The sequence below is a fragment of the Christiangramia sabulilitoris genome (assembly GCF_007050985.1).
Lineage (GTDB): Bacteria > Bacteroidota > Bacteroidia > Flavobacteriales > Flavobacteriaceae > Christiangramia > Christiangramia sabulilitoris.
Window position 1 is genome coordinate 613,045 of sequence record NZ_VHSF01000002.1, and the last position, 18,042, is coordinate 631,086.

General features: G+C 39.1%; 17 protein-coding genes and 2 tRNA genes. 9 read left to right on the plus strand and 10 right to left on the minus strand.

All coding sequences use genetic code 11. The features are described 5' to 3' along the window. Nucleotides 1-77: 77 nt before the first annotated feature. The 4 genes from FGM01_RS09340 to FGM01_RS09355 all read right to left on the minus strand — a co-directional run bounded on the left by FGM01_RS09340 (nucleotide 78) and on the right by FGM01_RS09355 (nucleotide 4,683). Nucleotides 78-2,375 (minus strand): M1 family metallopeptidase, encoded by a 2,298-nt coding sequence (locus FGM01_RS09340; RefSeq protein WP_143410907.1) that lies wholly within the window; start codon nucleotides 2,373-2,375, stop codon nucleotides 78-80. Between the two features lie 63 nt (nucleotides 2,376-2,438). Further along, entirely contained in the window at nucleotides 2,439-2,939 is a 501-nt protein-coding gene (locus FGM01_RS09345) for a DUF6702 family protein (RefSeq protein WP_143410908.1), read from the minus strand. A 106-nt stretch (nucleotides 2,940-3,045) separates the two neighbouring features. Beyond that, on the minus strand, nucleotides 3,046-3,897 hold the full coding sequence (locus FGM01_RS09350) for a carboxypeptidase-like regulatory domain-containing protein (protein ID WP_143410909.1): 852 nt from the start codon (nucleotides 3,895-3,897) through the stop codon (nucleotides 3,046-3,048). Nucleotides 3,898-3,918: 21 nt separating this feature from the next. Beyond that, nucleotides 3,919-4,683: a hypothetical protein gene (locus FGM01_RS09355; protein WP_143410910.1), complete on the minus strand. Its 765-nt coding sequence runs from the start codon at nucleotides 4,681-4,683 to the stop codon at nucleotides 3,919-3,921. Between the two features lie 109 nt (nucleotides 4,684-4,792). Between FGM01_RS09355 and pepE the strand changes: the two genes are divergently transcribed. Together pepE and FGM01_RS09365 are read left to right on the plus strand one after the other, a co-directional pair. Then, entirely contained in the window at nucleotides 4,793-5,500 is a 708-nt protein-coding gene (pepE, locus tag FGM01_RS09360; protein ID WP_143410911.1) for a dipeptidase PepE, read from the plus strand. A gap of 1 nt (nucleotide 5,501) precedes the next feature. Further along, nucleotides 5,502-6,416, plus strand: a complete 915-nt coding sequence (locus FGM01_RS09365; RefSeq protein WP_143410912.1) for a glutaminase — start codon at nucleotides 5,502-5,504, stop codon at nucleotides 6,414-6,416. A gap of 69 nt (nucleotides 6,417-6,485) precedes the next feature. Here the strand turns inward: FGM01_RS09365 and rpsT are convergent, their stop codons facing one another. The 4 genes from rpsT to proS all read right to left on the minus strand — a co-directional run bounded on the left by rpsT (nucleotide 6,486) and on the right by proS (nucleotide 8,534). Further along, nucleotides 6,486-6,734, minus strand: coding sequence for a 30S ribosomal protein S20 (rpsT, locus tag FGM01_RS09370; RefSeq protein WP_143410913.1), 249 nt, complete (start codon nucleotides 6,732-6,734; stop codon nucleotides 6,486-6,488). A gap of 30 nt (nucleotides 6,735-6,764) precedes the next feature. Next, nucleotides 6,765-6,836 (minus strand) — tRNA-Glu (locus FGM01_RS09375). 70 nt (nucleotides 6,837-6,906) lie between these two features. Then, nucleotides 6,907-6,978 (minus strand) — tRNA-Glu (locus FGM01_RS09380). 77 nt (nucleotides 6,979-7,055) lie between these two features. Continuing rightward, nucleotides 7,056-8,534 (minus strand): proline--tRNA ligase, encoded by a 1,479-nt coding sequence (gene proS, locus FGM01_RS09385; RefSeq protein ID WP_143410914.1) that lies wholly within the window; start codon nucleotides 8,532-8,534, stop codon nucleotides 7,056-7,058. 105 nt (nucleotides 8,535-8,639) lie between these two features. Between proS and FGM01_RS09390 the strand changes: the two genes are divergently transcribed. Together FGM01_RS09390 and FGM01_RS09395 are read left to right on the plus strand one after the other, a co-directional pair. Beyond that, nucleotides 8,640-9,731 carry a hypothetical protein gene (locus FGM01_RS09390; RefSeq protein ID WP_143410915.1) on the plus strand — a complete coding sequence of 364 codons (1,092 nt, stop codon included), beginning with the start codon at nucleotides 8,640-8,642 and terminating at the stop codon, nucleotides 9,729-9,731. Between the two features lie 73 nt (nucleotides 9,732-9,804). Continuing rightward, nucleotides 9,805-11,295, plus strand: coding sequence for an OmpP1/FadL family transporter (locus FGM01_RS09395; protein ID WP_143410916.1), 1,491 nt, complete (start codon nucleotides 9,805-9,807; stop codon nucleotides 11,293-11,295). A 35-nt stretch (nucleotides 11,296-11,330) separates the two neighbouring features. Here FGM01_RS09395 and FGM01_RS09400 read toward each other — a convergent pair whose 3' ends face one another. After that, nucleotides 11,331-13,151 carry a T9SS type B sorting domain-containing protein gene (locus FGM01_RS09400; RefSeq protein WP_208012721.1) on the minus strand — a complete coding sequence of 607 codons (1,821 nt, stop codon included), beginning with the start codon at nucleotides 13,149-13,151 and terminating at the stop codon, nucleotides 11,331-11,333. A gap of 169 nt (nucleotides 13,152-13,320) precedes the next feature. Here FGM01_RS09400 and folE point away from each other — a divergent pair, with 169 nt between their 5' ends. Genes folE through FGM01_RS09425 form a run of 5 tightly spaced genes read left to right on the plus strand, consistent with a single transcriptional unit; the run spans nucleotide 13,321 to nucleotide 17,120 of the window. Beyond that, the gene (folE, locus tag FGM01_RS09405) at nucleotides 13,321-13,998 is read left to right on the plus strand and encodes a GTP cyclohydrolase I FolE (RefSeq protein ID WP_143410918.1); all 678 of its coding nucleotides are present in this window, start codon (nucleotides 13,321-13,323) and stop codon (nucleotides 13,996-13,998) included. A gap of 21 nt (nucleotides 13,999-14,019) precedes the next feature. Beyond that, nucleotides 14,020-15,504 (plus strand): cysteine--tRNA ligase, encoded by a 1,485-nt coding sequence (gene cysS / locus FGM01_RS09410; protein ID WP_143410919.1) that lies wholly within the window; start codon nucleotides 14,020-14,022, stop codon nucleotides 15,502-15,504. An 8-nt stretch (nucleotides 15,505-15,512) separates the two neighbouring features. Next, complete coding sequence (yidD, locus tag FGM01_RS09415) at nucleotides 15,513-15,761, plus strand: membrane protein insertion efficiency factor YidD (protein WP_208012722.1); 249 nt, start codon at nucleotides 15,513-15,515, stop codon at nucleotides 15,759-15,761. 46 nt (nucleotides 15,762-15,807) lie between these two features. After that, nucleotides 15,808-16,629 carry a prolipoprotein diacylglyceryl transferase gene (lgt, locus tag FGM01_RS09420; protein WP_208012723.1) on the plus strand — a complete coding sequence of 274 codons (822 nt, stop codon included), beginning with the start codon at nucleotides 15,808-15,810 and terminating at the stop codon, nucleotides 16,627-16,629. After that, a complete protein-coding gene (locus FGM01_RS09425) occupies nucleotides 16,626-17,120 on the plus strand; it encodes a DUF192 domain-containing protein (RefSeq protein WP_143410921.1) in 495 nt (164 codons plus the stop codon). Before lgt ends, FGM01_RS09425 begins: the two co-directional genes overlap by 4 nt. Here the strand turns inward: FGM01_RS09425 and FGM01_RS09430 are convergent, their stop codons facing one another. Continuing rightward, nucleotides 17,121-18,026, minus strand: coding sequence for a CPBP family intramembrane glutamic endopeptidase (locus FGM01_RS09430; RefSeq protein WP_143410922.1), 906 nt, complete (start codon nucleotides 18,024-18,026; stop codon nucleotides 17,121-17,123). Nucleotides 18,027-18,042 lie beyond the last annotated feature (16 nt).

Genomic DNA, 18,042 nt, shown 5'->3' on the forward strand with positions numbered 1-18,042 from the left:
GACAAATATAATTACAAATCTAAGCATAAAAAAAGCCGACTCGTTAAAGTCGGCTTAAATATTATTCATGAAAATTACTAGTCCTGGGACGAATCCTTGAACTCTTCAAATTCATTTTTATCCTCATTTTTAGGCCAGCTATTATTGTCTACATCGACATCTGCCGTTTCTAAATCAGGGTCCAGAGTTATCTTAACGATCTCTTTATTTGTAGGGATCACTTTGCTCACTGTTTTATCATTTTTTCTCCAAATTTGCACAGGATAAGTAACCTTTTCTGAAGTACCATCAGCATAAGTCAATTCTGCAATTATTGGCATTACCAGTCCACCCGGCTTTTCAAAAACAACCTGATAAAAGTATTTAGGAGTTTGAAGATTTTTTCTTTCTTCCTCGCTGAAATTATCCATTACGTAAGCCTGTAGAGTTTCAGAATTTTCCAATAGAGATCTTTCTTTCATCTCAGCGCTAAACTCTTCATCTTCTTCGCTAATTACATATAGAGCATCTATCTTTTCAGGGCTTGTACCATATCTTTCCAGCATATCTCTACCTGCTTTGGTAGGAGTATCTGTCACATAATACTTATTTACTTCTTTAATCCCGATATCCACGTTATCTGTGGTATAGAACCAACCTCTCCAGAACCAGTCCAGATCCACACTGGAAGCATCTTCCATAGTTCTGAAGAAATCTTCAGGAGTTGGGTGTTTAAACATCCATCTCTGGGAATAGGTAGCAAATGCATAATCAAACAGCTCACGCCCCATGATAGTTTCACGAAGGATATTTAAAGCTGTTGCAGGTTTTCCGTAGGCGTTATTACCTAATTGATGAACCTGTTCCGGGTTGGACATAATTGGAGATATATAAGCCTGGTTACCCTTCATATAAGGCACGATCTTACTAGGCTCTCCACGTCTTGACGGATATTTCTCCAGCGGAGCAATAGCTTCCGGATATTCAGTGGCGAACTCCTGTTCAGCCACATATTGTACGAAAGTATTAATACCTTCATCCATCCATCCCCACTGGCGCTCATCTGAATTTACGATCATTGGAAAGAAATTATGCCCTACTTCATGAATGATCACGCTTATCATTCCAAATTTTACACGGTCACTATAATTACCATCCTCATCTGGTCGGCCATAGTTCCAGCAGATCATAGGATATTCCATCCCCTGGTTTTTCGCATGTACAGAAACTGCTTTATGGTAAGGATACTGGAAAGTATGCTCTGAATAACTCTTCAGGGTGCTGGCTACAGCTCTGGTAGACCATTGTTCCCATAGAGGATTACCTTCCTTGGGATATACCGATACTGCCATTACATCTTTTCCCATAACATCTACTGCCATCATATCGATGATGAACTTCCTTGAGGTTGAAAAAGCAAAGTCACGCACCATCTCGGCCTTATAGGTCCAGGTTTTGGTTTTTGTTGAAAAACCTTTTTCAGCAGCCTCAGCCTCTTCCTGCGTTACGATCATTACCGGCTTATCATAGCTTTTCTTAGCCTTTTCGTAACGTTTCATCATCTCTTTCGTGTAAACTTCTTTTCTATTCTGAAGTTCACCGGTAGCCTCCATCACATGATCTGCAGGAACCGTAATATTCACCTCGTAATCACCAAATGGTAAAGCAAATTCACCATTGCCCCAGAACTGGTAATTCTGCCAGCCTTCCACATCGTTATAAACCGCCATTCTTGGAAAAAACTGGGCGATCACATAAGCCTTGTTTCCATTTTCAGGAAATAGCTCATATCCCGAACGGGCACGGTTTGTCACGTGGTTATTCACATTGTAAGACCATTTTATATCAAAAGAATAACTCTCTCCGGCCTTTAATGGCTTAGGAAGATCTATTCTCATCATTGTCTGGTGTATCGTATACTTTAAAGCTGTTCCGTTAGCAGATACTTCTTTAATATTGAAACCACCATCAAAGGGAGCTTCCATATATTTACTGGCAAATCCTGCCGGTGTGGCTACAGGCGCCATTCCGTCACCATCTTTTTGCGGTGCATCCTTCTTTCTTATGTTCTGGTCTAACTGCACCCATAGATATTCAAGATCCTGAGGTGAATTGTTATGATAGGTGATAGTTTCATCACCAGTAATTACTGAATTCTTATCATCCAGCACGATATCCATCTTATAATCGGCTTCGTTCTGGTAGTAGGCCGGACCCGGAGCGCCGGATGCAGTTCTATATTGGTTAGGGGTGGCAAATTCCTGATATAATTGCCTGAATTTGTTCTGGTTTGTGTGACCTTCCTGCCGCGTTTCGGTTTGTTCGGTTTCCTGCGCAGATACACCTGCAAAAACGAACATTAGAAACACAGAGCATAGCATATTTAATCTCTTCATGTACTTGGTTTTAATTTAAGGTTGCTAAAAATAAGTATTTTAAACTCCATGGGAAAAAGCATTCTAAAAATTTATTGTCTTACTGCTGTTTTCTTTCAATAGCAGCATGCTTTCAATATCCTCACCCTTCTTTACATGGACTATATTCTTCTGGCTATCGAAAAGATCTGTAAGAATAAGATTCTCGACCTTTATCTTGCTAAAATTCTCAGTATTTACACTTTCAATAAATAGAACGATTTGATCTGCATCGAATTTACTACCTAGAAAATTTAATTTGAGTTCCTTCCCGTTAACAGAAATATTAAGTTTTTTGGCTAAATATTTTTCGATAAGTGGTTTATTGGAAATCAGATCTTCCTTATAAGACAAACTTATCTTTTTTTGATATCTCTTAGAAAGCACATCCTCAAAATCATCTATGAAAACACGGGAAATTATTTGAAGACTTTTTTGTTCCTTTTTATATTCTATTTCGGTAACACTTAAATAGGTTTCGTGGTCTGCATTCGTAAAAGAACATAAGGAAATAATAGCAAACAGAAGAACTAAAGTCTTTTTCATAGTCATTTTTGGTGCTTCAAAAGCAAATATTGAACCAGAAATCAAATGATTCACATCTGCATGTTTTGGATTGTTTTATATTAAAAAGGTTTAATCAAGGAATAGATTATCCTGGCAATTGTGAAGATTGATTTAAAGCACTACCTCTTCTTTGCCTGAAATCTTCGATGCGAGTCTGAAAATATTCTATGAGTACAAAGGCATTATCATTGAGCACCAGTTGCCTGAATACCGAATCTTCTGTACAGAAATAAACAAAGTTGCAAACCTCATTAGCATTGAGATCGAGATCTTCCCGAAAAAATTCGTTACCTACGATCGCTATGCTCTTATTCGCCAGATCACGGGGAGTATAGGTTCTAGGTTTTTGCTTATCGCCAGATAATTTATCTATGACCGCACCCGCGATCTTATCTAATCTTATTCCGCCATTAGACATTGCCTTCTCATATGGATTCATCTCCCTGTCTTTCCTAATGAAGTCATTCAGATTATTCTGAAGTTCATACTTTTTTTCGACCTCGGTGATCGAGATCCTGGAAAGATCATTAGCAAGGTGACCAGATAATTTAATATCGTCTATCACCACTTCTGCAAGCTCATTCATCTTATCCTGAAGCTGAATATTCAGGCTTTTATTCTCTATCATTTTCCGGGTTACAATAACCGTCGTGTTATAGAATTGTACTGAAGAAACATATAAACTGTCATTTTCATTAGCGAAGATCTCAAATTCACCTTCTGTATTCGTGACTGCACCCTTTTCAAGATTCAGGTTGATAATGTGGATCTTCTCAATGTCGGGATTACTAGCCTCTACCTTTCCTTTTAGTAAAACTGATTCCTGCGCCTGAGCTGAAAGTCCCACGAGGCAAAAGAAAAAGATCAAACCCAGTAGGCCTTTATTTTTATTGAACTTATATTTCAAATTATAAATATTGTAATTCTTGATATTCATGATTTTACAAAAAAAAGGAATTTAATCTATTTCACGCAATGCTCTGAAAGAATCTACTTTAAGTTCAAAATAATCAATTAGCTGTAAAACTCTTTTTTCACTTACAAGCCTGTTGTATTCATCATCATCCACACAATAGAAAAGAAAATTAATTATTTCAGATTCTTCAATATTCAGTTGCGAGACGAAGAAAAATTTTCCTACAAGGTTAAGGCCTTTATTAACCATTATAGAACTTTCATTATTTTCTTTCGCTTTTTCCAGCTGTCTGAACTTTCCATTCAATTTATTAAGGAGGGTCACGATATTACCACCATTATATGCCGAATGAGTCTCGAGTTCCAGGCTCGTCCGACGTGGTTTAGGAAAAGGAATTCCGAGTTTTTCATAAATAGATTTCGGCACTAAATCAATATCTTTTGCAATGTTACCCGTAAGCCGAATATCATCCAGCTGCACCTCATCCAGCTCATTGAATTTTTTCCGCAATTGAACGATCAGATTCTTTTCAAAATCAGATTCACTCACTACGAGCTTAATGTGCTCATGTTGAATAGATGAAAAAAACAGCGTATCTCCAGGCTCAGCCGGAATTTTAAAAATTCCTTTCTCATTAGTAGTTGTGCCCGTTTCACCGGTAAGATTTACTACGTGTATATCTGAAATATTCTGGAGGCTGTCCCCAATGAATACCTGTCCCTGCAGTATTTCTCTTTCCTGCCCCGTTAGAGTTTGAGAAGAAAATATCAAGAAAACTATGAGTTTAAAGAATAACCTGATTTTCAAAGATATTGGTTAGCGCTGGAATTAATAACGATCGAATTTTGGTTTTAGCTTTTCAGGGGCTATAAAATTTTTAGAATAGTCCTGAATCTCTAAATTTACAGTAAAAAATATGATGCGAGCAATTCTTGCCAGTACCTCAACACTTCACAACCAGGAATACCTGGAATACCTTCTACCTTACCTGCCAGATTTATTTAAAAACGTACAGGAGATATTATTTATACCATTTGCAAGACCGGGTGGAATATCACATGATGAATATACAGCCAGGGCCGCGGAGGCTTTTTCTAAGGCAGGTATTAAGGTCAAAGGAGTTCATGAATATAATGATCCAGTGGAGGCGGTGAGAAATGCAGAAGGAATTTTTACAGGTGGTGGCAATACTTTTTTACTCGTATCTGAACTTTACAGGAATAAGTTAATGAACGTGATTAGGGAGGTGGTAAAAAATGGGACACCTTATATGGGAACAAGCGCGGGAACTAATATTGCGGGGTTAAGCATGCAAACAACTAACGATATGCCAATAGTATACCCTCCATCCTTTCAAACGTTAAGCCTGGTGCCATTTAATATCAATCCGCATTACCTGGATCCAGATCCAAATTCAGAACATAAAGGAGAGACCAGGGAGACCAGGATCAAAGAATTTCACGGTCTTAATTCGCAACCGGTGATTGGCCTAAGGGAAGGCAGCTGGCTGGAAATAAAAGATAATAAAGTTACGTTAAAAGGCATGCTGCAGGCAAGGGTTTTCAAAAAGGAAAAATTACCTTTCGAAATAGAGACAGAAACAGATCTAACCGATTTAAACTAGTATGGATTACCAGCAAATACTGAACACCATTCAGGAAGAAATGAGTTACAGGGATGTAACCGGGAAAGTGGCATCCTACATTCCAGAACTGGCAAAAGTAGACCAGAAGAAATTTGGGATGCATGTATATTGTGGTGACCAGAAAAATTTCTCGTTTGGTGATAGCGAAGAAAAATTTTCAATTCAAAGTATTTCCAAAGTCTTCACCCTGGCCATAGCCATGCGTTTAATGGGTGAAGATCTGTGGGATCGTTTAAATGTAGAGCCATCTGGCGACCCTTTTAACAGTCTTACCCAGCTTGAATATGAAAGCGGAATACCCAGAAACCCTTTTATTAATGCCGGCGCCCTGGTAATTTCAGACATTTTACTGGATCAATTAGACGACCCTAAGCAGGAATTGCTGGATTTTGTTAGAAAGATCACGGGAGACGATGATATTCATTACGATAAAAAAGTGGCCAGTTCAGAAAAATCTACCGGATACCGAAACATCGCTTTAGTGAATTACATTAAAGCCTTAGGAAATATTAAATGTGATGTGGAACCAATTGTAGATTTTTATTTCCACCAATGTTCGCTTGCTATGTCCTGTAAGCAACTTTCCAGAGCCTTTATGATCTTCGCTAATAGAGGAAAGATCCTGGAAACCAATGAAAAGATCTTAAAACCTAAAACGGTAAAAAGAATAAATGCGCTTATGCAAACCTGCGGATTTTATGATGAAGCGGGAGAATTCAGTTTTCAGGTAGGCCTACCCGGGAAAAGTGGTGTTGGAGGTGGGATTGTAGCCATACATCCCGATAATTATTCGGTGGCGGTATGGAGCCCAATACTCAATGAAAAAGGCAACTCAGAGCTTGGAATGAAAGCACTGGAAAGATTTACAACTTTAACCGGTGTCTCAGTCTTTTAAATTCCAGCAACAAAAAAATGCCTTCCGAAGACCGGAAAGCATTCCTTTATAAATTGAACACTGCTAAAATTAAAGTGCTGCGACGTGCTTAGTCAAATTTGACTTTAGGTTAGCAGCTTTATTATCATGAATGATATTTTTCTTAGCCAATTTGTCGATCATAGAAATAACAGAAGGCAACATAGCCTCAGCCTCTTTCTTATCGGCATCACGCAATTTTTTGATCGCGTTCCTTGTAGTTTTATGCTGGTAGCGATTTCTAAGACGCTTAGTCTCATTGCTACGAATCCTCTTCAACGCTGACTTATGATTTGCCATTTCAATTATTATTTAAAAGTTTTTTAAAAGTAGTCCGTAGGGGAATCGAACCCCTGTTACCAGGATGAAAACCTGGCGTCCTAACCCCTAGACGAACGGACCAAAAATTATTTCAAAGTGCAACTTAAATTGTTGCTAAAAACAAACACAATTCTTTCAGTGTTTCTTTTCGTAGTCCGTAGGGGAATCGAACCCCTGTTACCAGGATGAAAACCTGGCGTCCTAACCCCTAGACGAACGGACCATTTTGTTTCAAATGCGGATGCAAAAATACAACTTTTTTGGAATGCCGCAAATGTTCTCCAATTTTTTTTAAAATTTTTAATAGGCCTTAGCAAAAAGCACTCTCCCATTTGATGGCTTACCCGTTAAAACACAAGCTCCTGCCTCTTCTTTCCTGTCAAAAGGAATACATCTGATAGTTGCTTTTGTAAGATCCTTGATCTTATTTTCTGTTTCTGAAGTACCATCCCAATGTGCAGAAATAAATCCGCCTTTTTCCTTTAATACGCTTTTAAATTCGTCAAAAGATTCAACTTCAGTAATATGTGAATCTCGGTAATCTTTTGCTTTTGTATAAAGACTATCCTGGATCTCGGTCATTAATGCCTTCACCTTCTCTACTACTTCTTCATTTTTCACAAATTCCTTGGTAAGCGTATCTCTTCTGGCAAGCTCCACCGTTCCTTTCTCAAGGTCTTTTGGTCCAATAGCCAATCTTACCGGAACTCCCTGCAATTCATACTGGGCAAATTTCCAGCCGGGTTTTTGGTTGTCGTTATCGTCAAATTTAACCGAGACTCCTACCGCCCTGAGATCCCTTACAAGATCTTTGGCAACTTCAGATATCTGTTGAAACTGTTCTTCTCCTTTATATATGGGAACAATTACTACCTGTACCGGGGCAAGATTTGGAGGCAAAACCAATCCCTTATCATCACTATGGGTCATGATCAAAGCGCCCATTAATCTGGTAGAAACACCCCAGGAGGTAGCCCAGACATGTTCTAAGCCACCTTCTTTAGTAGCAAATTTAACATCAAAGGCCTTGGCAAAATTCTGACCCAGGAAATGAGAAGTTCCTGCCTGTAATGCTTTACCATCCTGCATTAGCGCTTCAATACAATATGTTTCTAAAGCACCTGCAAAACGCTCGCTTTTTGTTTTCGCACCCTTCACCACTGGAATAGCCATGAAATTTTCCGCGAATTCTGCATAAATATTATTCATAAGCTCTGTTTCTTCAAGAGCTTCCTGTCTGGTAGTATGAGCTGTGTGCCCTTCCTGCCATAAAAATTCTGCAGTTCTTAAAAACAATCTCGTTCTCATCTCCCAGCGAACCACGTTTGCCCACTGATTGATTTTTATGGGTAGGTCCCTGTAAGACTGGATCCAGTTTTTGTAGGTATTCCATATAATAGCTTCAGAGGTTGGCCTTACCACCAGTTCCTCTTCAAGTTTTGCATCGGGATCTACCATTAATTTACCCGGCTTATCCGGATCGTTCTTTAAACGATAATGTGTGACGATAGCACACTCTTTCGCAAATCCTTCAGCATTTTTTTCTTCTGCTTCAAATAAACTTTTGGGAACAAATAGCGGGAAGTATGCATTTTGATGTCCTGTTTCTTTAAACATTCTATCCAGTTCAGCCTGCATTTTTTCCCAAATAGCATATCCGTAAGGTTTGATCACCATACACCCGCGAACTGCTGAGTTTTCAGCCAGATCGGCCTTCACCACCAATTCATTATACCATTTAGAATAGTCTTCGCTTCTCGTCGTTAGATTCTTCCCCATTTCTTTATATTTGGCATAAAACTTGTATCTTTTTCGGTAGTTCGTACTAACCGTTCGGGCAAAACTAACCATTTTTGCAATGCCCAACAATAAAAAGAATTACCAATGAATCTTTACTACACCTTACGAAATAAATTAAATCTACTGTTCGTTCCGGTGGTACTTTTCACTTTGGTCTCCTGTGGTTCATACCAGTATTCAGGTTATGAAGCAGATGGAATTTATGGTGAGTCAAGACCGGGAATTTGGGAGCAGCAAGATCCTCAGGAAAATGAGGTCAAGCCTAATGGAAATAATTCCTACTATAAAAATCTTTTTGCACAGCAATCTCAAATGGTTGGACAGGCCCTGGAAAATGATATTTTCACAGATGTTGAAGATTACACTTCTAACGATGGATATGAAAATTATTCAGACCTGGGTGGAGATGTAGTATATGTAGGTGGAAATGCTCCCTGGGGAGAAGACCCAGATTCTTACTCGATAAATATCATAAATACCGGTTTCTGGGGTGGTGGATTTTATTCACCCTGGGGATTTGGAAACCCATGGGGATTCGGAAATCCATATTTTGGCAGATGGGGATTTGGCAATCCATATTTTGGTGGATGGTATGATCCATTCTGGCCAGGTGGTTTTTGGGGAGGCTACGGGCCTTACGCCTATGGAGATCCATTCTGGAATTTCGGTTTTGGATTTGGCTTTGCTAATAGATTCGGTTTTGGATATGGCAGATATAATTACCCTTTCTTTTATCGTAATAACCATTACCATTATTATAACAATATTGCCTACAATAACGGAAGAAGAAACACTTCGTCTTATAGAAGTGACGAAGCAAGGAGAAGCTCATATGCCAGAAGCATAAGAAGTATTAGAAACTCAAGGTATGATACAGACCGTTCTTCAAGAACTTACAGGAATGGTGATGATAACACCAGAAGGTATACCAGAACAGTGAGAAGAACAGATTCTGGCAGGTCGTACGACTCAGCAAACAGAAGCAGAAGCAATTCACCGGCTTATCGACGCTCTGGACAAAGCAGCAACAACAGGGCTTACAGAACATCTTCACCTACAAGAAGCTCTGGTAGTTCAGGCTCTGTGAGAAGTTCCAGCAGCTCCCGAAGCTCTGGCAGCTCCAGAAGTTCAGGTGGCGGAGGCAGATCATCCCGAGGAGGAGGTCGTGGTAACTAATAATAATATTTAAGACCAATAAAGACCTTGCGGAAATTCCGTGAGGTTTTTTTATACCGAAAACAGAATCATTATGAAAAAAGTTATAACCCTACTTATCGCAATAGTAAGTATTCCTGCCTTAACGGCTCAGGACTTGAGAGATGCTTACCGTTATTCTAATAACGATCTTTCTGGTACAGCTAGATTTATGGGAATGAGCGGAGCCTTTGGAGCTTTGGGAGGAGATATTTCTGCAATATCCCTTAACCCGGCATCCTCTGCTGTTTTTCTTTCTAGCGGTGCTTCTATCACCCTTGGTTTTCGCGGATTAGACAACGACATTCGCTTTAATGACGGCAGAAGTTTGGTCGAGGAAAATAATGTAGACCTTAATAATGTAGGGGGAGTATTTGTATTTAAGGATACAGGAGACAGTGACTGGAGAAAGTTTTCACTTGGAATTAATTACACCACGAATTCGAATTATGAAGAAAATTATCGTGTGCGTGGAAATTCCAGTAATTCTATAGACCAGTATTTTCTGAATTTTGCCCAAGGTATACCCTTAGACCTTTTACAATTAAGGGATAACGAGAATATTTCTAACCTGTATTCCTTTCTCGGCGAAACTGAAGGTTTTGGGGCACAACAGGCATTTCTTGGATACCAGGGATTCGTTATTGACCCGGAGTTTGACGACCCCGATAATACAGAATATTTCTCCCTGATTGCACCGGGTAATTTTGACCAGCGTTATCGCTATGCGGCCACCGGCTTAAACGGGCAATTAACTTTTAATTTAGGGACACAGTATAAAGATTTTCTTTACCTGGGATTGAATCTGAATTCCCATTTTATAAATTATGAGAATTCAACAGAATTCATCGAGTTTAATAATAATACCGGAAGTGAAACTACAGAAGTTTATTTTGGAAATTCTCTAGTGACCAATGGAGACGGATTTTCTTTCCAATTAGGAGGTATTGCGAAAGTTAGCGATAATGTTAGATTAGGTTTAACCTATGATTCTCCTACCTGGTTCAATTTAAGGGAAGAAGCTTCACAATTCCTGGAAACCAATAGTGCGCTGGATGAATTTGTTAGTGTTTCGCCACAGGTTATCAATGTTTATCCGGAATACCGCTTGAGGCTACCGGCAAAGTTTAATGGTAGTTTCGCTTATTTATTCGGAAAGCAGGGCCTTATTAGTTTTGATTATAGCTGGAAGGATTTTTCAAACCTACAATTTAGCTCAGGCTTTAATGTGGAATATGCAGATTTAAATGACCTCGTCTCTAATGAAATGAAAGCTGCTTCTACCTATAGATTTGGTGGTGAATACAGAATCGCTAATTTTAGCTTAAGGGCCGGTTACAGGTTCGAGGAAGGACCTTTCCAGAATGATGATTCAGGTGATCTCACCGGTTACAGTGGTGGCCTGGGATATACTTTTGGAAACCTAAATATAGATCTCGCCTATTCTTTTGCTAATTACGAAGATTCCAGCACAGGATTTATTAACCCAACGGTCATTGACCGCGATCTGTCCCAGGTTGTTATGTCTCTAACCTTCGGATTATAGAAAAAATATTTAAGCGCCATCCCTGGCGCTTTTTTTTATCTAACCAATGAGAAATTAGACATATATTCCCGGTAGATCCCGGTTTTCTCGTCTATGAATTCCACCCGGAACCAGTAATCATCTGCCGGCAGATCTGAACCATTAAAGGTTCCATCCCAACCCCGGCTGGAAGGATTAAGCTTTACGATCAGTTTACCGTAACGATCAAAAACGTATAGATTTTGAATACTGATATTACTGTCTGTAATTAAATTCCAGTTATCATTGAAACCGTCTGCATTAGGCGTGAAAAACCTAGGATAACCTACCAGAAAAAAACTCTCACTCGTGGTCATACCACAACCATTTACTTCCCTGGCACTAACCGTATGACTCCCAGGCGGAACATTCCTGAAGTTATTATCTGCTTGCCAGCTGCCGTTGTCCAGCCGATATTCGAATGCTGCATTTTCCTCCCCGATAGCCCCTTCAGGCTTTACCAAAACTGAATACCCATCCCCGAAATCTGAACCAGATACTTCAAATAGTACTTCTTCAGGTCTTGAAACCGCTACTGGATTGGTAATAAATTCTAATTCACAACCCGAGGCTGGATGACTAATAACCACACTTATTTCTGAGGCTTCAGGCAATTGATCAAAACTTATAATTGCTTCTGTACCTACCGTAACCTCACCGTCCTTCCATTCATAGAAATAACCATCTCCAAGATCATCCCCTAAACTTACTGAACCAATCAAGTTCATATCCAGGTCAACACAAAAAATGGTAGTTTCCTCTAATTCAAAATCAGGAAAATCGAAGACACTCAGTTCAAAATCTTCCGCAGGAGACTTGCAGCCACTTTCCCGGTTAATAACTTCAGCATAGATAATAGCGCCTTCCTGAAATGGATAGTTAAAAGGCTGGTCTATATTAACTCCTTCTGCCAGATCATCTTCGCCCGCATAATATAAAACTTCATAATCTGAAGAATTACCGTTATTGGGAGCAATAAGTTCTTCAAACTTTTCGGTTAGATCAACGATTTCTGCCTCTACACTACATACCGAAAGGTTTGAGACCTCCCCTACCAATGGGCTTTGATAAAAGGTGACATTTACATCATCTTCTTCGGTTTTATTTTCAACTTCATCGGTTACAATCAATTTATAATTACCCGAAACGGTAACAGTTAAAGTAGGCCCTCGCTCACCGGGAATGAGATCATATGCTGAAGTATTTTCATTAAAAACAAACCATTCATATTTACTCGCTTCAGCAGTGCTACCATCAATAACATACTGGGATTCATCGCAAACTGCTATATTATCACCGAGATCGAGGTCCAGAATAGAACAATCTGTAGAGCCGCCACTATTATTTACCTGTTCCAGGCTAATAAAACCGGGAATTTGTTCAAAATTAGTGATGACCACCACATAAATCTCATTGGCCAGAGCACCGGGAATGGTCATAGATTCAATGGCATCGGGGAGGTAGCTGCAATCGACGATCTTTTCAAAAGAAAGGGAAGTTCCATCACAAAATTCGTCTCCTCTTGCAAAAGGTCCCCAAACCACAAAATCCACATCTAATGGTGCACCGGTATTATTGGAATTCTCGTATTGTGAGATCCGGAAATTAAGATTCCCGGAATCTTCTACCTGTAAAAAAAACCAGGCAGGATAGGGTTGTTCCTCCAGGCATCCATAATTTGGGCCCGGCTCGCCTCTTATTTGAGTACTGTTAGTAAAATTTGAATTAGGAAATGTAAGGCGTTCGTCGCCGGCACAAAATGGCTCTATGTCTGAACATAGTGCTCCTTGCGCAAAGGAAGAATTTACTGCAAGCATTCCAAAAATTGAAATGAGCATTAATTTTATGATCATTCTCATACCAGCCTTCACCTTAACCTATGCAAAATATAAAATTTAAAGCAGACCTCCACTTCAGTCTATTTGATTTTTGAATACTGTGAAAACCTTATAAATATGTATCTTTGCAAGCCAATACGGTTTTAACCGACTATTATTGCAAAAAAGCATGAAAATAGACAAAATATTGAACGAAATTGAAGAGATGGGCGATGCCCATGCCGGTAGCAGTGCTAATACTCCATTACGAGAAAATGCTTTCGAGAAAACAGACCAGGAAAAGATCGATCTTATCAAAGAAGACGTAAAAAGTATTTTAGATACTTTAGGTCTGGATCTTACTGATGATAGTTTGAAAGGCACTCCATTAAGAGTAGCAAAAATGTTCGTAAATGAAGTTTTCGCCGGTCTTCATCCAAAAAGAAAACCCAAGGCCTCAACCTTTGAAAACAAATACAAATATGGTGAAATGCTTGTAGAGAAGAATATCACCGTATATTCTACCTGCGAACATCACCTGCTCCCAATAGTTGGAAAAGCTCATGTAGCCTATATATCCAACGGTACGGTAGTTGGTCTTTCTAAAATGAACCGCATTGTGGATTACTTCGCAAAAAGGCCACAGGTACAGGAAAGAATGACCATGCAAATTGTTCATGAATTACAAAATGTCCTTGGAACTCCAGATGTTGCCTGTGTTGTAGATGCAAAACATCTATGCGTAAATAGCAGAGGGATTCGTGATATTGAAAGCAGTACCGTAACCAGCGAATTTGGAGGAGCATTTAAAAAGAAAGAAGTTCGCAGAGAATTTCTGGATTATATTAAATTAGACACTTCGTTCTAATAAATCAAAACATCATTTTACATGGCGCTTTACCAGGAACAAAGCCTGAAATTTTATAATTCCATGAGCGGTGAAAAGGAAATTTTCACCCCGATCAATGAAGGAAATGTGGGAATGTATGTCTGTGGGCCTACCGTTTACAGTAATGTACATTTGGGCAATTGCCGTACTTTTATTTCTTTTGATCTGGTATTCAGATATCTGAAACACCTGGGTTATAAAGTACGCTATGTAAGAAATATAACCGATGCTGGTCACCTGGAAAATGACGCCGATAGCGGTGAAGATCGTATTTCCAAAAAAGCCAGGCTGGAGCAGATCGAACCTATGGAAGTTGTGCAGAAGTATACTGTAGATTTTCATAATATCCTGCAGAAATTCAACAATTTACCTCCAAGTATTGAGCCCACGGCAACCGGGCATATCGTAGAACAGATCGAGATCATTAAAACCATATTAGAAAAAGGCTATGCCTATGAAGCTAATGGATCTGTTTATTTTGATGTTCTGAAATTTAACGAGGATCACTCCTATGGTAAATTAAGTGGAAGAGCTATAGAAGACATGATCGCTAATACCAGGGAACTGGCTGCGCAAAGTGACAAACGAAATCCTCAGGATTTTGCTCTCTGGAAGAAAGCTGAACCACAACATATCATGAGATGGCCTTCACCATGGAGCGATGGATTCCCTGGATGGCATTTGGAGTGTACGGTAATGAGTACCAAATATCTGGGAGAAGAGTTTGATATCCATGGCGGCGGGATGGACCTAAAGTTTCCCCACCATGAATGTGAAATTGCCCAGGGCGAGGCTGCAACCGGTAAATCACCGGTCAATTACTGGCTGCATGCAAATATGCTTACCCTTAATGGCAAGAAAATGGCCAAGAGTACGGGTAATTTCATTTTACCTGAACAGATCTTTACCGGGGAAAATGATATTCTAACCAAAGCCTTTTCACCAAACGTAGTTCGATTTTTCATACTACAGGCACATTACAGAAGTATCCTTGATTTTTCCAGTGACGCTTTGCTAGGTAGCGAAAAAGGCTTTAACAGGCTAATGGAAGCATATTATTCCATCGATGAATTGCCGATTTCAGATAAATCTACCTTTGATCTTGCTTCCTGGAAACAGTCTTGCTATGATGCAATGAACGATGATTTTAACAGCCCTATCGTCATTGCAAAATTGTTTGATGCTGTTAAGATAATTAATAGCATTAAGGAAGGCACCGTTAAAATTAGCAAGCAGCATAGTACTGAGTTGAAAGCAACAATGAATGCTTTTATGTTCGATATTCTTGGTTTAACAGACAGTGTTTCAGAAAATGAGAATGGCGAAGAAAAACTTACCGGTACTATTGAATTATTGATCAGGTTGAGGGCAGAAGCGAGAAATAATAAGAATTTTGCCTTAAGCGACCAGATCAGGGATCAGTTGCAGGAAATTGGCATTCAACTTAAGGATGGCAAGGAAGGTACTTCTTTTTCAATAAAATAAATTGTTTTATGCTGGACCGATGGTTGAGTAAAATATTGACCTCTGTAGTTCAGTTTTACAAAAAATATATTTCTCCATTAACCCCGGCATCCTGTCGTTACCAGCCTACATGTTCCAGTTATATGCTGGAGGCCATAAAAATTCATGGAGGTTTCAAGGGATTCTGGCTTGGGTTAAAACGAATCTTAAAATGCCATCCGTGGGGAGGATCCGGCTATGATCCCGTTCCCCGAAAATCCAATACTAAAAACAGCTAAAGAAGGTGCAAATATGTATATTTACGCCTGATCAAAAAAAATAAATATGTTGCTTAATGCCATTCACTGGAATCCTTCGGAAGGTCTGAATCTTGGATTCTTTACTCTTCACTATTACAGCCTAATGTTCCTTATTGCTTTTACCCTTGGCTGGTATATCATGAAAAGTATTTATACCCGTGAAGGTATTGCTATAGAAAAGCTGGATTCTCTATTTATATATACCGTGCTAGCCACGTTAATTGGTGCACGACTGGGACATGTGATCTTTTATGACTGGGAATATTTTCAGAATCATCTTTTGGAGATCTTCCTTCCGGTCAAATTTGAACCCGAGTTTGAATTTACAGGTTTCAGAGGACTGGCCAGTCACGGTGCTGCCATTGGGATCATAATTGCCATGTACCTTTACGCAAAGAGGGTGCTTGAAAAGCCTGTTCTCTGGATCCTGGACAGGATAGTTATTCCGGTTGCCAGTGGAGCAATCTTTGTAAGGATAGGAAATTTTATAAATTCAGAGATCATAGGCAAACCCACTAATTCAGATTATGGGGTGATTTTTGAAAAATTAGGTGAAGATTTCCCACGACACCCGGCACAGTTATACGAATCTGCCTGCTACCTGGGTATCTTTCTAATTCTTTGGTTCCTTTACTGGAAAACTGAGAAGCGCTTTAAGACCGGATATCTTTTTGGGCTGTTTCTAGTTTTATTATGGACAGTGCGATTTTTTATAGAGTTCATGAAAGAGCCCCAGGTAGGTGAACGTGCGAACTGGTTATTTAATACCGGGCAATGGTTAAGTATACCTTTCGTGATCGCTGGACTATACTTTATGTATAAGCCCACAAAGCAAAAAACGGTATGAAAAATTTTTTAATTCTTTTTGTTCTTGCTACTGTTCTAAGCACCGTTTTTACTTCCTGCGAAAACGATAAAAAAGCGGAAGCTATAGAAACTGAAGCTATCACTTTTACCAAAGAAGGAGAAGTATTTCTAATAAAATCTTCCGGAGATACGTTGCAGCGACTGGATGTGGAACTGGCAGAAACAGATTACGAACACCAAACGGGACTTATGTACCGCGATAGCATGGAAGATAACCAGGGAATGCTGTTTATTTACACCTCAGAGCGCAACAGAAGCTTCTATATGAAAAACACCTATATTCCCCTGGATATAATTTATTATGATGCAGACAGCAGCCTGGTAAGTATCCAGAAAAATGCGACTCCGCGAGATGAAACTTCTTTACCCTCTGAAGATCCTGCTCAGTATATACTTGAAATTAACGGCGGTCTTTCAGACCAGTGGGGTATTGAAAAAGGAGATAAATTCAGCTTTAAGACAACAGACTGATCAATTTTCGAGAAAGTAGATTAATTTCTTCTCAAATAAAAAATCCGTAACTCCTTTCTTGAGATCATTATCGTCGCTAGTCTTAATAACAGCCTTAAAATTATAGCGCATATAATTTTCGGTTTGTAATAACCTGAGGTTTTCACTTCTCATTTCCTCCTTATCAAAACCATTCAGAAATTTATAGAGGTATCTTGCCTCCACGTGCCGGCCAATTAATGTATCATTATTAACATTCTGTACAAAAGTATTATGGCTGTCAAATCTGGGACTTCTGTTCCATTCTACATAAACCCTCGAATTTTCATATTTATGCAATTCCTCACCGGGATATTGTATTGCAAGGAGCATTATAATCATCATAGTACCATTCCAGGCCGAATGGAATAATATGGATTTTAAGATACCATAATTAAGAACCAGCCAGGTAAAAATAGCCCCCAGACCAAATTGAAAAAATGCCAGGAAGAAAAGATCAGGATCGATAAGTTCCTCCATCTTATAATGAACAACGGTAAACAGCAAAATATTTAAAAGGATAGCAAAATCATAAAAGCTGTTTATCTGAAATTTCACGTAAGCAAAATAACAGGTTAAAAAGCCAAGCAATAAGCCTATTGCCAGGAGGTTCAATTCCCCCAGCAGAACAAACAGGAAAAGACCTGTGACTCCAGTCCATTTAAGCCAGTTTTTACCAGTAAAGAAACCCCTGAAAAATAATTCTTCAAATAAGGGAGCAACTATAATCGCTGCAAACATCATCACACCGATAGAAATATCTGAATGATTCCTGGAACTCTGAACAAATTCAGCACTAAGAAACAGGAGAAAAGCGAAACCAAATAACAGGCTGGATAAACCCATAATAGGCAACCAGCTTTTTTTAGTATGAAATAATTTTCTCAAATACAGACAATAAAAA

Excerpts from the sequence above, each read along its gene's own strand:
- FGM01_RS09340 (WP_143410907.1), bottom strand. The coding sequence starts at position 2,375 with ATGAAGAGATTAAATATGCTATGCTCTGTGTTTCTAATGTTCGTTTTT.
- FGM01_RS09345 (WP_143410908.1), bottom strand. The coding sequence starts at position 2,939 with ATGAAAAAGACTTTAGTTCTTCTGTTTGCTATTATTTCCTTATGTTCT.
- FGM01_RS09350 (WP_143410909.1), bottom strand. The coding sequence starts at position 3,897 with ATGAATATCAAGAATTACAATATTTATAATTTGAAATATAAGTTCAAT.
- pepE (WP_143410911.1), top strand. The coding sequence starts at position 4,793 with ATGATGCGAGCAATTCTTGCCAGTACCTCAACACTTCACAACCAGGAA.
- FGM01_RS09365 (WP_143410912.1), top strand. The coding sequence starts at position 5,502 with ATGGATTACCAGCAAATACTGAACACCATTCAGGAAGAAATGAGTTAC.
- rpsT (WP_143410913.1), bottom strand. The coding sequence starts at position 6,734 with ATGGCAAATCATAAGTCAGCGTTGAAGAGGATTCGTAGCAATGAGACT.
- proS (WP_143410914.1), bottom strand. The coding sequence starts at position 8,534 with ATGGGGAAGAATCTAACGACGAGAAGCGAAGACTATTCTAAATGGTAT.
- FGM01_RS09390 (WP_143410915.1), top strand. The coding sequence starts at position 8,640 with ATGAATCTTTACTACACCTTACGAAATAAATTAAATCTACTGTTCGTT.
- FGM01_RS09395 (WP_143410916.1), top strand. The coding sequence starts at position 9,805 with ATGAAAAAAGTTATAACCCTACTTATCGCAATAGTAAGTATTCCTGCC.
- FGM01_RS09400 (WP_208012721.1), bottom strand. The coding sequence starts at position 13,151 with ATGCTCATTTCAATTTTTGGAATGCTTGCAGTAAATTCTTCCTTTGCG.
- folE (WP_143410918.1), top strand. The coding sequence starts at position 13,321 with ATGAAAATAGACAAAATATTGAACGAAATTGAAGAGATGGGCGATGCC.
- cysS (WP_143410919.1), top strand. The coding sequence starts at position 14,020 with ATGGCGCTTTACCAGGAACAAAGCCTGAAATTTTATAATTCCATGAGC.
- yidD (WP_208012722.1), top strand. The coding sequence starts at position 15,513 with ATGCTGGACCGATGGTTGAGTAAAATATTGACCTCTGTAGTTCAGTTT.
- lgt (WP_208012723.1), top strand. The coding sequence starts at position 15,808 with ATGTTGCTTAATGCCATTCACTGGAATCCTTCGGAAGGTCTGAATCTT.
- FGM01_RS09425 (WP_143410921.1), top strand. The coding sequence starts at position 16,626 with ATGAAAAATTTTTTAATTCTTTTTGTTCTTGCTACTGTTCTAAGCACC.